This window comes from Spirosoma pollinicola (assembly GCF_002831565.1).
Classification (GTDB): domain Bacteria; phylum Bacteroidota; class Bacteroidia; order Cytophagales; family Spirosomataceae; genus Spirosoma; species Spirosoma pollinicola.
In genome coordinates, this window is sequence record NZ_CP025096.1 from 602512 (window position 1) to 619918 (window position 17407).

The window sequence follows — 17407 nt, forward strand, 5'->3', positions numbered from 1 at the left end:
GTTTGTAAAGGATTGGTATTCATTCGCCCGGCGGCTTTTATCCTCCGAGGCCGCGCGCCGTCGTCATTCGTTTTTAAGTTGCTGATTTTGGAAACTGTACAAACCCTGCTCATCACTGGAAGTACTTTTGGAAATGCTCGAATCACGGATGTTTACCAAAGCTATACTCGCAAAAGGCATTGAACTACCAACTCCATCCTGAACGGTCCCACTTAGAATCGCTTGTGCCCGTACTTGCGTGAAGGGTGTGGATAGAATTAGGAATAGAAGTACAGGAGATTTCATGATTGGTGTAACCAGTAAATACAGCTAATAGCCTCAAACGTAGCGAGTTGACTGGCGGGCTAAAAACAAGGCAGCGTGAGCGGTATGGTATTCTGCGTGAACCGTCATAATTCTGAGTGGCGACTGTAAACGGTCAGGAAAATAGCTCACTCAAAAAAATGACCATTCACTCAAAAGAGGAGGTTGTTCAGCCTGAGAATGAAGAAAGAGGAGGCTGTTTATCAGTACCTTGTATATTATTTATAATGATATGCGCTCACTGTTTCTCCTGGCTCTGTTGCTGAATTGGTTTGCCGTATCAGGGCAGGCTCCGCCCGTGTTTATAATCAGCGAGATACCCCAACAGGGCGTTCTGCTAGACAAAAATTGGAAGTGGCAGACAGGGGATAATCCGCAGTGGGCAAAGCCGGAATTTGATGATCGTCGCTGGCAGGGTATTGATCCAACGAAAGACATCAGGGAGTTACCTCAGTTACACCAGGCTTCAATTGGCTGGTTTCGGTTGCGATTTTCACTGGCCGACTCCCTTGATAGTCAGTTAGCCCTCATGATCTGGCAGTCAGGTGCTACTGAAGTTTACTTAGATGGAAAGCGCATTCACCGCTTAGGGAAACTAAGTAGCGATCCGAACCAGATAAAAGCACTCAATCCCGCTGGCAAGCCTGTTTCTTTCCCTATCAGCAACTTTACCCAACATCTACTGGCAGTACGGTATGCGCTTCAAGCCGACCTATCCTATCCGCCCAAGTCTAATTACGAGAGTCGAGGCTTTAAGGCTATTCTAAACACCCTGGAAAGGGCCATTGATCAAGACCGTCAATTCAAAGATTTTGAAGGAGACTCCTTCAGGCTTGGCGTGTTTTTTATCATGGGAATCTTGTCTCTGGCTATTTACCTGTTTTATCCGGTGCAGAAAGCAAATCTGTATTTTTCTGCTTACGCTTTTTTGCAGGCAACAGGTTGGTTTGTATTACTTTATACGCTTCATCATGATGAGATTGAACCGCAATATCTGCTGCATATTATATTGTTGATCAGCGAAATAATCGCGGATTTATTTATGCTATGGGCTATTTATACATTATTGGCACAGCCTAAAGGCTGGAGTTTTAAATGGCTGGTAGTTTTAGCTGTTTTCAATTCATTTGCCGATGCTTTTATTTATGGCTGGGGTTGGCTAATCTATGCTACGCTCTACAGTAATCTAATCAGTATTGACATCACGCGGATAGCCGTCAAATCGGTTAGAAATGGGCGAAAAGGAGCCTGGATTATAATGGTCGGGTGCATGGGATTCCTCGTGTTTTGGGCCTTATTTTCGCTGCAATGGTTAGATTTCCTTAAGCCGCTCATCCCCTCCCGTATATTATTTAATATAGCTCTACTGAGCATTCCCGTTTCGGTATCACTCTACCTGGCCTATGAGTTTGCCTTAACCCACCGTTCGTTACAGCAACAAATAATCGAAGTCAAAAATCTTTCACGGGAGAAACAGCAGTTATTAACTACGCAGAACCAAATTCTGGAACGCCAATTGGCCCAGCGCACTCAGGAGATTGAACAACAAAGCCGCCTGCTGGAAAGCCAGCGCATTCGTCAACTCGAAACCGAATTCGAACAGAAACTGGCCGATACCGAGATGACTGCTCTGCGGGCTCAGATGAATCCGCACTTCATTTTCAATTGCCTTAACTCCATCAAACTCTACACCCTCGACAACGAAGCCGACAAAGCCTCCGACTACCTGACTAAGTTTGCCCGACTGATTCGGCTCGTGCTGGAAAACTCCCGCTCTGAATTAGTCCCGCTTCAAAACGAGCTGGAAGCCCTTCAACTCTACATCGAACTGGAAGCCATGCGTTTCAAACAAAAGGTCGAGTTCAGCATTCAGGTTGCCCCCGAAATCGACCAGCGGTTTATCCATATTCCGCCCTTATTACTACAACCTTACGTCGAAAACGCCATCTGGCATGGGCTGATGCACAAAGCTGAAGGCGGCACAGTAACCGTGGAAGTGACTCAGCCACAGGAGAATCTACTGCATATAGAAATCACCGACGATGGCGTAGGACGGCAGCGAGCAGATGAGTTAAAGAGTAAGTCGGCAGGTAAGCACAAGTCGTTCGGTATGCAGGTAACAGCGGACCGGATCAGGATGATCAATCAGTTATATAACATCCATACGCAGGCCCGGATTCTGGATCTGGTCGATAGTTTCGGCGAGGCTTGTGGCACACAGGTTATTTTAGAGATACCCGTATGAAGACGCTGTTACGTATCTGTTTAATAGCCGCGCTGGTTTGGCTGTCCGGCCTGACAGCGTGGTCACAAACGTCGGCTCTCTTTCCTATCCATGCTATACCGCCAGATGGCGTTTTGCTGGACAAGAACTGGAAATGGCAGGCAGGTGATGATCCACAATGGGCAAATCCGACATTCAATGATCGTCGCTGGCAGGCCATCGATCCCACAAAAGACATCATGGATTTGCCGCAGCTACATGAGTCCCGCATTAGTTGGCTTCGCCTGCATTTTTCACTGAAAGATTCCATCCCGCATCAGTTGGCCCTGCTGGTCTGGCAGATTGGCGCATCGGAGATTTACCTGGATGGAAAACGTATTCATCAGCTAGGAAACCTAACCAGTGATCCACACGCGATTCGGGCAGTTAATCCGGCAGGCAAACCTATTTCGTTCCCGGTTAGCCCATCGCCTAGTCATGTGCTGGCGGTGCGGTACGCCTTACAGCCTAACCTTACATATACAACCATTTTTCTCTATGAAAACCGGGGGTTCAAGGCGGTCGTTAATACAATGGAACAATCCCTTGACCAGTACCATCAGGCCAACGATTTTGAAAGGAGCAGTTTCAGGATTGGCGTCATTTTCATTCTGGCCATCTTATACCTGGCCTTTTATCTTTTTTATCCGGTACAACGCGTGTACCTGTATTTTTCCTTTTATGGCTTTTTTCAAACCTGTGTCTGGTCAATTGAGCTATATATCCGCTTTCAACCCCGGGTCGACGTACAATACCTGCTGCACCTTGTCGAGTTTAATCTGTCCGTCTTTGATACAGTTCTGATGCTATGGTCCATCTATTCGCTCCTGGAGCAGCCCAAAGGCCGGACCTTTAAAGCGCTTACCGTTTGTGGCATTTTATGCATGATGGCGGGCAACTTTATTTACGGATGGGGCTGGTTACTCTTTGGCTTTTTCTTTCTGAATCTGATCAATCTGGATGTCCTCCGAATCGTGATCAGATCGATCAAACAACAGCGAAAAGGGTCCTGGATTATTTTGGGAGGAAGTCTTAGCTTCCTGTTAGGATGGACTTTGTTTACGATCGCAGTGCTGGGCTACATTCCTCCCCCGCCTGTTGATACGTTCAGCATTGCGCATTTGAGCATTCCCATTGCCGTAGCCCTGTATATGGGTTATGAATCAGCTATCGCCCACCGTGCTCTACACCATCAACTGATAGAGGTTGAACGCCTTTCTCAGGAAAAGCAACAGCTATTAGCGACACAAAATGCCATTCTGGAACGGCAGTTAGTTCAGCAAACCAATGAAGTTATCCTGGAACGTCAGCTCGAAGAGCAGCGCGTTAATCAGCTACGTTCTGATTTTGAACGCCGGGTAGCCGAAGCTGAAATGACCGGACTACGGTCGCAGATGAATCCGCACTTTATCTTTAATTGTCTCAATTCCATAAAGTTATACGCGATTGAAAATGAATCAGAAAAAGCGTCGGAGTATTTAACCAAATTCTCCCGTCTTATCCGGATGGTCCTCGAAAACTCCCGCTCCGAACGCGTGACGCTGCAAAACGAACTGGGAACGTTACGGCTCTATATGGATATGGAAGCGATGCGGTTCAAACACAAATTAGCATTCCAGATCGACGTAGCACCGGATGTCGATGCGAAATTTCTGGAGATACCCCCTTTATTGATTCAGCCTTACGTCGAAAATGCTATCTGGCATGGGCTGATGCACAAACCCGCGGGTGGTACCGTGCATGTACAAGCCACCTTACCCCAGGAAACATTGCTCCAGCTGACCATTACCGACGATGGCGTGGGGCGAACCCGGTCTGCCGAATTAAAAAGCAAATCGGCCAGTCACCGAAAATCGTTTGGGCTGAAGATGACCTCCGAGCGGATTTCACTCGTCAACCAGATTTATCAGACCCATACACAGGTAGTGATCAGGGACTTGATGGACACCAGCGGGCAGCCTGTCGGAACCGAAGTTGTTTTACAAATACCTATTTAAAGAGTGAAATCAGACCGCCGAAGCGGAGCGAATGGCTGACGCAAAAATTTACCAGATGGCACTCACTCTTTCGCACTTTCACTCATTCACCCTTTCACTCATTCGCCTATGAAAGCCCTCATCATTGACGACGAACCGGATAATGTAAGGCTGCTGGCCCTGCAACTGGCCCGGCATTGTCCGCAGGTTGACGTTATAGGCCAGTTTACGGATAGCATCGACGGCCTGAAAGCGATTCAGAGCCTCCGACCGGCACTGGTTTTTTTAGATATTGAGATGCCCCTCATGAATGGGTTTCAACTGCTGGAAAAGGTTGGTGAAATTACGTTTCATATCGTGTTCGTGACCGCATATGACCAGTATGCGGTGCGGGCCTTTCGGTTTAGTGCGCTGGATTATCTGCTTAAACCCATTGATACCGTGGATCTGATTGCGACCGTACGTCGGGCCGAAACCACAGCCCGCATCAACCCCCAGCAACTGGATCTGATGCGGCAATATTATCCTGCCAGTGCGGCAGGTGTTAGCCCAATTACGAAAGGGAGGATTGCTTTACCACATGCCAGCGGGATGGTTTTTGTGGAAACAAAGCAGATTGTTTATTGCGAATCGGATAGTAACTACACGCGTTTCTATTTGGCCAATGGCGAGCAGTATGTGATTGCCAAAACTCTGGGGGATGTCCAGGACGTACTCGAAACGGGTGATTTCGTACGTGTTCACCGACAGTATATCGTCAACCTGGAGCACATTCAAAAATTAGTGAAAGGAGAGGGCACCTATCTTTTGTTAACCAATGGTGTCAATATACCCGTTGCCCGACAACAGAAAGACCGTCTGATGGAACGATTTGGGTGGGTGTAAATTCAGTTATTTAAAAACAACTAATATGGTTATGTCTATCGATTGTACCATTTGAAGTATCCGCTCCTGGCAACTGGGCGACGAGCAGTCACTTCAATTACACGGGAATAACAAAGAGATTTGGCTAAACATGCGCGATCGTTTCCCCTATCCTTATACCCAGGCCGATGCCCGACAACGGCTTGAGTCTGGAGAGAGCACTTATCCCGAAACCAGCTTTGCGATTACTGTTGAGGGTGAAGCTGTTTGAGGGATAGGCTTCGTGCTCCACGACGATATTGAGCGTTGTTCGGCTGAAGTAGGGTATCGGTTAGGCCAAACCTGCTGGGGACGGGGCATCGTATGGTGCTCCCCAAAAACTGGAAAGCAAGAATAACTTGAAACAACTTATCTTGCAACTAAGAAATGTTCAATAATGGCCAACTCCATCCGACGCACTCACGATGCTCAATTCAAGACCAAGGTGGTCTTAGAAGCGCTCAAAGGGCACAAAACTTTGGCCCAGTTGAGCAGCTAATTCGGTATTCATGCCCAGATGATCACCGATTGGAAACGACAGCTACTAGACGCGATACCGACAGCCTTCGAGACTGGTAACAACAAACCGGTCTTATCCGCCGAGCAACGCGAACAAATCGAAGCTCCTCTATTTCAACAAATCGGGCAACTCAAAGTGGAAAACGATTGGCTCAAAAAAAAATTACGGACGAATTAATCGGTGACCGGTGTCGACTGATTGACCCTCAACATGAGCACCTCAGTATCGCTCAGCAATGTAACCTACTGAGCCTCCCTCGGTCGAGTTACTATTACCAGCCGTTAGGTGAGTCAGTCGAAAATCCGGCCTTGATGGTGCGCATCGACAAACTGTTTACCGAACGGCCGGAGATGGGTGTGCGTCGAATGCATCAGGAAATCAGCACGCCAGATAATCCAGTCAATATCAAACGTATACATCGATTAATGCGCTTGATGGCTCTAGAAGCGGTTTATCAGAAACCCAATCTCTCAAAACATGCTCAAGGTCATCAAATTTATCCTTACCTGCTGCGAGGGGTGAACATCCAGGAGCCTAACCACGTCTGGTCCACCGATATTACGTACATCCCAATGGCGAATGGATTTTTATATTTGTGCGTAGTCATCGATTGGTACACACGTTTCATTTTAGGTTGGCGCTTATCGAATACTCTACTGGCCGACTTTTGTATCGACGCTTTAGCCGATGCTTTTGCTAAATGGGGACAACCGTGTATTTTCAACCGCGCGGGCGGCCCCGACTGATCAAGGAAGTCAATTCACCTGTAAAGACTTTTTAACACCTCTACAAGAGCGAGAAGTTGCCATAAGCATGGATTCGAAGGGCCGTGCCTTAGACAATATTTTTGTCGAGCGATTTTGGCGAACGCTCAACCGGGTGGCCGGAGCCATACGAACATGTTTATTTGCGGGCTTATCCAGATGGTTTATCCTTTTTAAAGGGCTGGATACGTACTTCCACTTTTACAACTACCAGCGTAAGCACCAATCGTTAGACTACAAGACACCTGCTCAATTATACGTCGAACAAACGAAGGGGGAATGAAAAATGTACAAATCTGTATCAGCCTCCCCAAGCTTAAATTAACGTGAAAGTTGTCCAACTAATTGGGAGCACCTTAATATCTTTACTTGGATGGAACTGTTAGTGGGGATGCCTTGACAGTAGTAGGTCAAGACACGATTTGTCCGGTTTAGGGAAAGTAACCGGTGTGGTTTGCGTTGATATTGCGACACCATGCTTTTTCACCAAAATATGGTCCGATGATTTTGTCAGGTCAATCAAGCCAACGGATTGGGAGCTGATCAGGCAATACAAAGTTGGGTTATATTATGTGATAGCCCATTTTACAGCTACGGCCACATATATGAGTGACAAGTTTTTGACGTCTCACACACCAGTTACCCTAATCCGGGCTGGAACTATTCAGCCCATGATCAAAGAAGCCGAAAAAGCGAAGTGGCTTACTTGCAGTCAGTTTTTCGGGACAATGCCCAACCATCGCTATATCGTCGCTAAAGATGCCGACCACCGAGTCTGGGAGAAGATCCCTCAACTAGTGATTGAGGAAGTAGTCAATTTATATCAACAAGTTGGGCGCAAGTAAAGTCGAGCCAGTTGATCAGGCACCCTAAGTTCAGCACTATGGAGCTGACGAATCGGGTGTCATAGCTAAGCTAGAGCGAACTAGAAAATTCTCATTAAATCGCTCCTAATGGGGACGAAGAAATTATTATGTACCTGTTTCTTAAATGGAAAGTTCTACCATTCGCTCATTTTGCTAATCGTAGGCCGAAATCATGGCGCTCATCCACCACGCGCTTAATGAGTCCAATCTGGCCACAGTGGTACATGGTGTGCTTTATATTCCAATCAACGGCCTCCCGTTTTGTGGTAGCGATTGGATGAGGTGTATGAGTGGGTTCTAGCAGATCATCTAGTTCTGAAGTTTCCAGAGTTGCTAAGATAGCCAACGACTTTTGTTGCATGAATTGCAAGTCAGCTATTAATTGAACTGAATCTACTTTACCTATTGACAGGGAAGGGCCTGCTGCTGTGAACAACTCACTGTAGTCTCGGATTGGCAACTGTTGAAGTATATCCATTTGGTGCCCCCGAATTACCATAATGGAATGAAAATAATGACTTATAATCAAATGTCCAAGCTGCCAATCAATACTGGATTCTACTGTCGGAGGAATGATCGTCCACTTGTCAAGCGGCACTGACTCAACCAGCTTATTAACCCATTGATACGCGTTATCGGTTTGATTGATCAACATCTGGGTTTCAGTCATCGGTAGTAAACGAGTTTGGCTTAGCTGACAAGCGGTAATTTTTTAGTCGGCTAAGTTATTGTAACTATCTAAATAAGCGAACGAGTGCTCGTTTTTAGATAAGATTTTTGAGTTATTAACGCGAAGACTCTATTAGTGGGACAAGCCCAACCGTCTCGCTAAATCGCTCCCGCTTGAGACGACAAGATGCCCATATTTCTATGCCTTTTACTGGATGGCCAATCAAGGCGTTGCAACAATAAATTGGTAGAGAGAAGTGGCAGATGAACTAGTGTCTATCAAATTTCTTATCTGAAGCAAGGATGGCATCAATTGGTAAGACGGGTCCCTTAAGCGATTGTCCCTCAATCCTAACACGTTTGTAAATCAGGATTTTATACCGTAACATTACTTTTAGATGTTCGCTGGTATTTTCTCCTGAAAGTGAAATTCGCCAACTATGATCAATCGAATTTACGCTCCACATCCTGCCCTGATCAGTTTTATCAAGGGGTATCAAGTTGTTCATGTGCTGACCCCAGCCGGATCGCCTTTACTGACCTACCCGTTTCCACCCCATGCGGTGCAGAATTTATCATACTATCCACGCGATTCAGTCGATGTATTTTACTATCAAACCCGACAGACAAGTACTGCCCCCACCTGTATTGGCGTTGGCGCCCAGATTTCGCGAGTTGATTTGACGATGGGGCGAGATCACCTAATTGTTGCTACCTTTTTTGAGCCGGGCGGCTTACACCGACTGTTGGGCATTCCGATGGCCGAAATCTTTGATTTCCCATTAGATGTTTCTTTACTGTGGAACGCTGAAATCCGACGGGTGAACGAACAACTCCGGGAAACAACACACTATGACAAGATGCAGCAAATCGTCGAAGCCTTTTTGTTACGTCAGTTTCAGAAAAAGCAAGCCCTGAAGCACCCCATTGATAGGGCTTTTCAGTTCCTAGAAGACCCAACCCGATTGGTTTCACTGGATTATCTGGCTGACCAGGCTTGTCTAAGCTCCCGGCAGTTCGAACGCAAATGCTACGAACGGTTAGGACTGGGGCCCAAAATGTTCCGACGACTAGCGCGATTTAGTAAAGCCTTTCGTCTGAAAGAGCAACGGCCCGACCTGGATTGGCTCGAGGTTGCCCTTCACAATAACTACTATGATCTTCAGCACATGCGTCGAGATTTTAAAGAATTTTCGGGCACGACTCCCACCTTGTTGTTGGAAGAGGAAACCCGTTCGCTACTACATCCTTACAGTTCCCACAGTTTTTAACGGATCGATTGTCGTTTTTTTACCCCTATGCTGGTAGGTAGTCTATGTAGTTTTGGCCAAACAAAATCGACTAATCATGAAAAAATTGATTTTACTGGGATGTGCAGCCATGCTGTTCAACATCACCAATGGCCAGCAGCAACCGACCGTATCGAAGCAGGAACAGGCCGCGATCCAACAAGTTATTCTGGATTCAAAGGCTGCTTTTGATAAGCGAAATTTAAACACGTTTTTCAACTATTTCATTAAATCACAGGCTTTATATTACCAGGTTTATGAGGCTTCTGGTCAATTGATTCTGGCTCATGGCTACCCCGCCATGAGCCACATGGTGGGTAGCTATGTGAAAGAACACCCTCAGCCTTCCAAAGGGAAATATGCCCAATTGGATCCCCGTGTTCATGTCAACGGTAATACAGCCTGGGTCAGTGCAACCGGTGAAATGGATATGGGCGGAGAAAAGACAAGTTCCCGCGACTTTTTTGTCCTCGAAAAACAAGGAAGCCAATGGAAAATTTCGGCCATAATCGTGCAGGACTATGCTAAAGGGAAGTTGATTGTCGTAAAGTAGTTTGTTCAACCAGGTGAACAGAGTACTCATTCCTAAAGTAATAGGAACAACTTCACATCTGAATTCTTTCAAAAAGGGGTTATAAACCCCTTTTTCTTTATTCTCATGAAAATCATCCAAAGTCGAGATTTAGCAGGCATCTCAAAATAGCCGAACGCGATTGGGTTTACAGACCAGTAGGTAGCTAAAGCGAGTCCCCTCTTGATTATTTTACGATCCCACTCCGGTGAACCGGCCGTTGCGGTACCTTTTTTAAGATATACTTCAATTAGCCATTTACTTGAATTTAACTTCCACTAAAAAGCAGTGTGGAATCTTGTAGCTGTCGTAAAAGTGTTCCGGATCAACCCGGCTTGAGCTACTTCACAATAAGCTTCACTTTTATCCGCTCTTATATAGGGCGTCACAAAAGCCAGTATATACTTGTTGGCCTCGGGTGCAATGGATACCTGAGCTTCTTTAACAAAGAAACTTTTGATCGCGAATTTTCCTTTTCGCTCGGGTCAACAGGATAGTTTCCACTGGCTGAAAAACCATTAAAGTGAACGGTTTCGTGTACGATTTAAGACGATAACGGCAAAGGGCAAGCTGGGCCGCAACTCAGCCAGTATCGTCCATTTGGCCAAGCGTTTCTTTACTTGACCTCGTACTACATTGACTAGCTGTACAAATTATTGTTGATGGACCATTTCGTATGAATGGGCGCGCTCCCCCATAGTTGCTTATCAAATGAATACCGTATTAATCGTCTGTTGAGCCAATCTCCTCTTTAACCCGGCCTACCACCGCAAATAGCGGATCACTCCAGCCACGCGGGCTACGATCAAGGACCTCTATTTGGTCGAACAGGCCGGTTTGCTCATAATACGAACGGACCAACTGCTGATGTCCCAGATCATCAAGCGATTGCCAGATGGCAACGGCCTTGGTAGGAAACATGCGATTGGAGAACACGGTCAGGAACGGACTGCCGGGCCGCAGCACCCGCGCCACCTCCCGGTAAACAATCACCGGCTGAGTCAGGTACTGCACCGACACCGTTACCATGCCCCCGTCGAAGGTACTGTCGCGGTAAGAGAGGCTGGGTGTTTGGTTGAGGTTCTGTACCACGTACTCGGTGAGTTGTGGGTTGGCCTTCAACTCGACCTCGTTCATGCCCAGTCCGGCTACGCGTCCGTACTGTATGTTGGTAGGCAGGTGGCTTACCCAACTGCTCATCAGATCGAGAATATTACCGCCAACGGGCAAATATTCGGCATATAAGTTGGTGGTAGCCCGGACGGCAGCATCGTCGATGTGGTTGACCAGGCGGGGCTGCCCGTAAAATTGCCGGTCGTCGGTTTCGTCGTACCGTTGAAATGGATTATTAGCGGTCATAAGAATCATGTAACTGATCAAGAGACTAACCGATCGTTTATAGGGGATGTTTTGCTGGATCAGGCGTAAAACTGATCAAGAAATGAGCGAACTTACCCACCATGCTTAGTCTGCTTTGGCTATAATGGTCCGCGTTTTATAGGGGGTTCGGTTTGTTGACTTGTTACCGTTTATCGGTCTGCCACAGCGTATGCTACGAACTGAATTGGACAGATATTAAAAAGTTGGTGTCTTGCAAAAACGCTCATAAATGAGACAGGGGAACATTCAGCTATTTGACTCGACAATACGGGCGTTTGACTAGCCACTCATATCTTTGGTTCGGGCCACCACGCTGAATCTGGTATTCGGAGAAACCTTTATAGGCTCAGGGCTACGGATAGCCAGGTCGCCCGGGAGCCGTACCTGACATACGCTCTAAGGCAACACTTTATAGCTTACCGAAGCAGCAAGACAAGTAGCTTACATTTTTCTAAAACTAATTAGCTAAACCTGGAAACAATAGTACAAATCAGACCGAAAAGCATATGGCATTGTCGACGCCATGATTTGTTGGCTGATGGTTGGTAAGTGACTATTGGTACCTGATAATAAATCGTTTCAAGTCTACTCACTAATCACCCATAACGTCCCATGTGCTACCGGGACGTTGTTGATCTAGGTCAATAGTTTTTATTACCATACCTCAATGGCTGGCCGAGCTGGGCAATCGTAAGTTTGTTCCTCAATAAAAGGAACAACGTAATGAGAAAAAGGACCATTGCCAGCCTGTATACACCGCCTGACGAACGCGGCTTTCTGGGGGCTGGTCATATAGCACGTAGTGTTTTGACCGGCGGTTTTCAAAAAACAGATCCGTTTATTTTCCTGATGGACGACTGGCTGGATAAGAAAAATGACGAACCCGCCGGTGGCCCTCATCCCCACGCCGGTTTTGAAACGGTGTCTCTTCTGATTGATGGGGAAATAAAGGAAATGCTGGAGTCCATGAAAAAGGGGGACTTTCAGATCATGACGGCTGGTAGCGGTACGATCCACACCGAAACCATAGAAGGCCCCACAAAAGGGCGTTTGTTTCAACTATGGCTGAACCTGCCCCGCAAAGACCGCCAGGCTACACCACGTATTCAGATTCTACCCGCCGAACATGTTCCGGTGGTAAACAAAGAGGGCGTGTACATGCGGCTGTACAGCGGTTCACTGGCCGGTATCCAATCACCCATACAACATTACACACCGCTCATTGTCGCCGAGTTTGAGCTGCAAGCAGGCGTTGGCACTAGCGTTCAGTTGCCGGCCAACTTTAACACGTTTCTCTATGTCATCAGCGGTTCCCTACAAATCGCGGGTAAAGACATAAACCACGATCAGGTAGCCTGGCTGGATGTAGTCGATACCGAAGAAGACAGCCAACTGACGATGCAGGCGAGCGAACAGGGGGTGCGTTTTGTGCTGTATGCGGCCAAGCCAACCCACGAGGCCATTGTTTCCTACGGGCCTTTCATCGCCGACACCCAGGCTGAGATTACCGACCTGTACAAACAATACCGAAGCGGGGCCATGAAGCACATCGCCACCGTACCGGAAGCACAGAAACTGACCTATTAATTTTTACACAACAAGCATGAGTTACACAATTGGCATTATCGGTTCAGGCCATATCGGGCGTGGACTGGCTACACATTTAGCAAAAACAACTTACCCGGTGCTGATCACCAACCGCCGGGGACCAGCGTCGTTGACAGACTTGGTGACTTCCATTGGCGGATCGTTGAGGGCCGCCGACTTTACCCAAACCATTGCCCAGGCCGACGTTTTGTTCATCGCCGTCCCCTGGTCACAGCTATCGGATCTGGCCAGCCAACTACAGGGGCATAATGGGAAGATTTTGGTCGACGCCACTAATAATATTCTGTCGGTCAGCCCTTTCCAACTGGCTGATACCGCGGGCAAACCAACGGGTGAACACGTAGCGGCCCTGTTTCAGACCCATCGGGTCGTTAAAGCGTTCAATACCCTGGCGGCTGCTACCTTGGCTCAGCCTTCACAAAGCGGTATTGGAAATACAGTCATTGTTATCAGTGGTGATGATGGCGATGCGAAAAAACAAGTAGCCGACATTACCAAAGCAATGAGTTTTGAACCGATTGATTTGGGCACGTTCAGGCAGGGCGGCCACCTTCAGGATGTGGGCGGGGCCTTGTCCGGGATTGAACTTATTAAGGTAAACCGGTAAGCAACTGACTACGCCAGCAGTAGTACAAGGCCATCATTAATCAGTAGACAACGCGCGTCATTCATGGACATTCAGCATAAAGACAACGGACATAAGGGACTGTTTTACGTAGCGGTAGACGGTAAAACAGAAGCCGAAATGACCTATGTATGGTCGGGCGATCAACGAATCATCATCGACCATACCGGCGTAAGCGAAGCCCTCAAAGGCGAGGGTATTGGCAAACAACTGGTGCAGGCAGCCGTTGTCTGGGCGCGGGGAAAACAGCTGAAAATTCTGCCGCTCTGTCCCTTTGCCCGAGCTATATTTGATAAAACGCCTGACTATCAGGATGTACTGTTTTAACGGGCGAAACCAATAAGTGGGATATACGGTCAGGTTTCGTTGATGTACATCAACAGTGCTTTTTATCATACCTCAATGCCTGCCGCTTTCCGGGGCGCTAATTTTGTCGCGTCCCAAAAGGGATTACCAGTTTCAACATCTTCACAAACTTAACGGCTATAAACAATGAGTAGCACGGCACAGGAGCGCCCGTTTAAAGGCGAGCAGGACCCACAGATTTTTTCAGAGGTTAGAACATTTTTGCAGGCATTGAATGCAGGCGATGGGAAGCCCGTGGAAGCCTTAAGCCCCGCCGATGCCCGGCAGGTATTGACCGGTGCTCAGCAATCGGTCGAGGTCGATTACTCGGGTATTACCGAGACCGAAAAAACGATCTCACAGAACGGCTACCAGGTAAACGTTCACATCGTAAAGCCCGAACAGAGTCAGGATGGTGCACCGGTGTTCCTCTTCATCCACGGGGGAGGCTGGGTGCTAGGCGACTACCCGACCCACCGACGAATCGTGCGTGATCTGGTAGTGCACAGTGGTGCTGTGGCCGTTTTCCCCGATTATACGCCTTCGCCCGAAGCGCAGTACCCAACGGCTATCAACGAGATTTACGCCACCCTGCAATGGGTAGCTGAACATGGCGCTGAAATAGGGGTGGATGGCAGCAACATGGCCGTTGTCGGCAACAGTGTTGGTGGTAATATGTCGGCGGTGGTGGCCTTGATGGCTAAACGCAACAACGGTCCCAAACTCAAATTACAGGTGCTGCTGTGGCCCGTTACCAATGCCGATTTTGATACCGGCTCGTACAACCTGTTTGCCAGCGGTCGGTTCCTCACCAAAAACATGATGAAGTGGTTTTGGGATAACTACCTGCCCGACACCACTAAGCGCAACGAGATCTATGCATCACCCCTCCAAGCTACTGCCGAGGAGTTGACAGGCTTGCCACCAGCGCTGGTACAAACTGCCGAAAACGATGTATTGCGGGATGAGGGCGAAGCCTATGCCCGTAAGCTGAACGAAGCGGGTGTGCCGGTAACCCACACTCGGTATGGTGGTTTGATTCACGACTACGGCCTGCTGAATCCCATTGCCACCGTGCCGGCAGTACAAACGGCTATGTTGCAGGCAGCTGCAGTGATCAAAGCGGCTTTAAAGGCCTAAACGTCTCAAAAAAATAGAAACGAAGAAATACCATGACTAAACTTCAGGGAAAGGTCGCTTTTGTTACCGGCGGTAGCCGGGGAATTGGTGCGGGCATTGTAAAACGGTTAGCCGAAGAAGGGGCCAGTGTTGCCTTCACCTATGTCAGTTCACGAGAGAAAGCAGAAAAACTGGCCACTGAAAGTCAATCCCTGGGTGTCAATGTGCTGGCGATCAAAGCGGATACCAGCAGTGATGCAGAAATTGATGCGGCCATTAAATCAGTAGTCGATACGTTCGGGCGTATCGACATCGTCGTCAACAGTGCCGGCTTATTTATCACCGGCACCATCGATGCTGCCGAAGCCGATGTAGTGGCCTTCAAGAAACAGTGGGAGGTCAATGTGCATGGCGTCGTGCATACCGTTCGTACGGCATTGCCGTATATGGGTACTGGCGGCCGGATCATCAGCATTGGCTCTACCGGCGGCAGTCGCTCGGCTTATGCGGGTATAGGTGATTATGCGGCTACAAAAGCGGCCCTCGCGGCCTACACCCGTAGCTGGGCCCGGGATCTGGGCAGCAAAAACATCACCGCAAACATCATACAGCCGGGGCTGATCGACACCGACATGAATCCGGCCGATGGTCCGTACAGTTCGTCCATGCTGCAATCCGTAGCCCTGGGGCGGTATGGTAACCCGACGGACATTGGCGCTGCGGTGGCCTTCCTGGCGAGCGATGACGCTCAATACATCACCGGTATAACGCTGAACGTAGACGGGGGCCAAACCACGTGATGCGTGCTCTTTGTTGATGTACATCAACGTTTTGCATCGACGGCAACGCGTACTTTTGGGTAGCAAGACACACGAAGCTGTTTGCGTTGAGCGCAAAGCGCTCAACGCAAACAGCTTCGTGCAATGTTAAGAAACGAACGAGCCAGATTCCCTATGGATACCCAGTTATTGAATACGCTCCAGCAAACCCACCTGGCTGTCTGGAACGAGAAAGACCGTACAACGCGTGACGCACTGATGCAAACCATCTATGCCGACGATATAAAAATGTACGACAAGGCGTTTATCCTGAGCGGCAGCGCAGCCGTTTCTGATTTTATCGATACGCTGTTTGCGGGTGATGCCAATTTTACCTTCACCATAGCAAAACCGATGGAAAGCACCCAGCATGGAGCCCGCCTATACTGGGAAATACGGACCGGCCCCCAGCCGAATGTCCTGACCGGCATGGATTTTTTTGTGGTAGAAAAGGAGAAAGTAGCGCATCTGTTTGTATTCATGGATGCTCAATAAAGGGAGGTTAAATCACCAAAAGTAATTCGCAAAATGACCGTAAAACCCGTAATCCTGGTTACCGGAGCCACCGGTAACCAGGGCCGTGCTGTCACAAAAAGCCTGCTGGAGCAGGGTGAATTTACGGTTCGTGCCCTGGTTCGGAACAAGGCGAGCGAGAAAGCCAACGCGCTGGAGACGTTGGGCGCCGAGTTAGTCGCCGGTGATTATGAGGACCTGGCGTCACTGGAAAACGCACTACAGGGCGTCTGGGGTGTATTTTCCATGCAGGATTTTGCCCACGGTGTCGATGCGGAAGTTAATCAGGGAAAAACAGTAGCTGATCTGGCTAAAAAAGTGGGCGTTAGGCAGTTTGTTTATTCGTCTGTGGGAAGTGCCAATCGCCATACGGGTATTCCGCATTTTGACAGCAAGTACCAGATAGAAGCGTATATCCGGGCAATCGGGTTGCCGTATACCATCCTGCGCCCTGTCTACTTCATGTACAATTACAGGAACATGCAGGCCATGATTGATGATGGCCTGATTGCTTTGCCCCTAAGCCCCGACACGAAACTACAGCAATTATCCGAGGCCGATTATGGCAACATGGTGGCGACCGTGTTTGCTGATAGCGCCCGTTTTTTAGGAAAAGAACTAGACCTGGCCAGTGTAAGTATCTCAATGACTGAGCTGGCAGCAACCTTAAGCGAAGTACTCAACAAACCCGTGCGGTACCAGCAACTTTCGCTTGACCGTTTCCGTGAACAGGCCGGTGACGAGATGAGTCTGATGTTTAGCTGGTTTGAATCGGTTGGCTATAGTGCCAACCTAGCGGAATTGGAAACGATGTTCTTTCCACTCTCATCGGTGGATGCGTACCTGGTCCACCATTGGGAAACTACCTGATGGGT

18 protein-coding genes are annotated in these 17407 nt (G+C 48.2%); 16 read left to right on the forward strand and 2 right to left on the reverse strand.

Annotated elements, in window-relative coordinates:
- The first annotated feature begins 535 nt into the window (after positions 1-535).
- The 7 genes from CWM47_RS02555 (at position 536) to CWM47_RS37955 (ending at position 7574) form a co-directional block, all read left to right on the forward strand.
- Positions 536-2548 (forward strand): histidine kinase, encoded by a 2013-nt coding sequence (locus tag CWM47_RS02555; RefSeq protein ID WP_100986217.1) that lies wholly within the window; start codon positions 536-538, stop codon positions 2546-2548.
- Entirely contained in the window at positions 2545-4563 is a 2019-nt protein-coding gene (locus CWM47_RS02560) for a sensor histidine kinase (RefSeq protein ID WP_100986218.1), read from the forward strand. The genes CWM47_RS02555 and CWM47_RS02560 overlap by 4 nt, the downstream gene beginning before the upstream one ends.
- Positions 4564-4671: 108 nt before the next feature.
- Positions 4672-5427: a LytR/AlgR family response regulator transcription factor gene (locus CWM47_RS02565; RefSeq protein ID WP_100986219.1), complete on the forward strand. Its 756-nt coding sequence runs from the start codon at positions 4672-4674 to the stop codon at positions 5425-5427.
- A 535-nt stretch (positions 5428-5962) separates the two neighbouring features.
- Positions 5963-6142 carry a hypothetical protein gene (locus CWM47_RS02570; protein ID WP_100986220.1) on the forward strand — a complete coding sequence of 60 codons (180 nt, stop codon included), beginning with the start codon at positions 5963-5965 and terminating at the stop codon, positions 6140-6142.
- On the forward strand, positions 6112-6711 hold the full coding sequence (locus tag CWM47_RS02575; protein WP_157815880.1) for a DDE-type integrase/transposase/recombinase: 600 nt from the start codon (positions 6112-6114) through the stop codon (positions 6709-6711). The genes CWM47_RS02570 and CWM47_RS02575 overlap by 31 nt, the downstream gene beginning before the upstream one ends.
- Positions 6653-7012 (forward strand): integrase core domain-containing protein, encoded by a 360-nt coding sequence (locus CWM47_RS02580; protein ID WP_100993703.1) that lies wholly within the window; start codon positions 6653-6655, stop codon positions 7010-7012. The genes CWM47_RS02575 and CWM47_RS02580 overlap by 59 nt, the downstream gene beginning before the upstream one ends.
- Positions 7013-7334: 322 nt before the next feature.
- Positions 7335-7574 (forward strand): hypothetical protein, encoded by a 240-nt coding sequence (locus tag CWM47_RS37955; protein ID WP_157815882.1) that lies wholly within the window; start codon positions 7335-7337, stop codon positions 7572-7574.
- 166 nt (positions 7575-7740) lie between these two features.
- Here CWM47_RS37955 and CWM47_RS02590 read toward each other — a convergent pair whose 3' ends face one another.
- Complete coding sequence (locus tag CWM47_RS02590) at positions 7741-8265, reverse strand: DinB family protein (RefSeq protein ID WP_100986223.1); 525 nt, start codon at positions 8263-8265, stop codon at positions 7741-7743.
- Between the two features lie 439 nt (positions 8266-8704).
- On the opposite strand from CWM47_RS02590, the gene CWM47_RS02595 reads away from it, so the two are divergent.
- Both CWM47_RS02595 and CWM47_RS02600 read left to right on the forward strand, forming a co-directional pair.
- Positions 8705-9535 (forward strand): AraC family transcriptional regulator, encoded by an 831-nt coding sequence (locus CWM47_RS02595; RefSeq protein WP_100986224.1) that lies wholly within the window; start codon positions 8705-8707, stop codon positions 9533-9535.
- Positions 9536-9611: 76 nt separating this feature from the next.
- Positions 9612-10106, forward strand: a complete 495-nt coding sequence (locus CWM47_RS02600; protein WP_100986225.1) for a nuclear transport factor 2 family protein — start codon at positions 9612-9614, stop codon at positions 10104-10106.
- A 741-nt stretch (positions 10107-10847) separates the two neighbouring features.
- On the opposite strand, the gene CWM47_RS02605 is transcribed toward CWM47_RS02600, so the two are convergent.
- Positions 10848-11483 (reverse strand): methyltransferase domain-containing protein, encoded by a 636-nt coding sequence (locus CWM47_RS02605; protein ID WP_100993704.1) that lies wholly within the window; start codon positions 11481-11483, stop codon positions 10848-10850.
- Between the two features lie 744 nt (positions 11484-12227).
- Here CWM47_RS02605 and CWM47_RS02610 point away from each other — a divergent pair.
- The 7 genes from CWM47_RS02610 to CWM47_RS02640 all read left to right on the forward strand — a co-directional run bounded on the left by CWM47_RS02610 (position 12228) and on the right by CWM47_RS02640 (position 17402).
- Positions 12228-13091: a pirin family protein gene (locus tag CWM47_RS02610; protein ID WP_100986226.1), complete on the forward strand. Its 864-nt coding sequence runs from the start codon at positions 12228-12230 to the stop codon at positions 13089-13091.
- A gap of 16 nt (positions 13092-13107) precedes the next feature.
- Positions 13108-13719: an NADPH-dependent F420 reductase gene (locus CWM47_RS02615; RefSeq protein ID WP_100986227.1), complete on the forward strand. Its 612-nt coding sequence runs from the start codon at positions 13108-13110 to the stop codon at positions 13717-13719.
- 63 nt (positions 13720-13782) lie between these two features.
- Entirely contained in the window at positions 13783-14064 is a 282-nt protein-coding gene (locus tag CWM47_RS02620; RefSeq protein WP_100986228.1) for a GNAT family N-acetyltransferase, read from the forward strand.
- Positions 14065-14229: 165 nt separating this feature from the next.
- Positions 14230-15222 (forward strand): alpha/beta hydrolase, encoded by a 993-nt coding sequence (locus tag CWM47_RS02625; protein ID WP_100986229.1) that lies wholly within the window; start codon positions 14230-14232, stop codon positions 15220-15222.
- Between the two features lie 32 nt (positions 15223-15254).
- Entirely contained in the window at positions 15255-16001 is a 747-nt protein-coding gene (locus tag CWM47_RS02630; protein WP_100986230.1) for an SDR family NAD(P)-dependent oxidoreductase, read from the forward strand.
- A gap of 153 nt (positions 16002-16154) precedes the next feature.
- Positions 16155-16514 carry a nuclear transport factor 2 family protein gene (locus tag CWM47_RS02635; protein ID WP_100986231.1) on the forward strand — a complete coding sequence of 120 codons (360 nt, stop codon included), beginning with the start codon at positions 16155-16157 and terminating at the stop codon, positions 16512-16514.
- 33 nt (positions 16515-16547) lie between these two features.
- On the forward strand, positions 16548-17402 hold the full coding sequence (locus CWM47_RS02640) for an NmrA/HSCARG family protein (protein WP_100986232.1): 855 nt from the start codon (positions 16548-16550) through the stop codon (positions 17400-17402).
- Positions 17403-17407 lie beyond the last annotated feature (5 nt).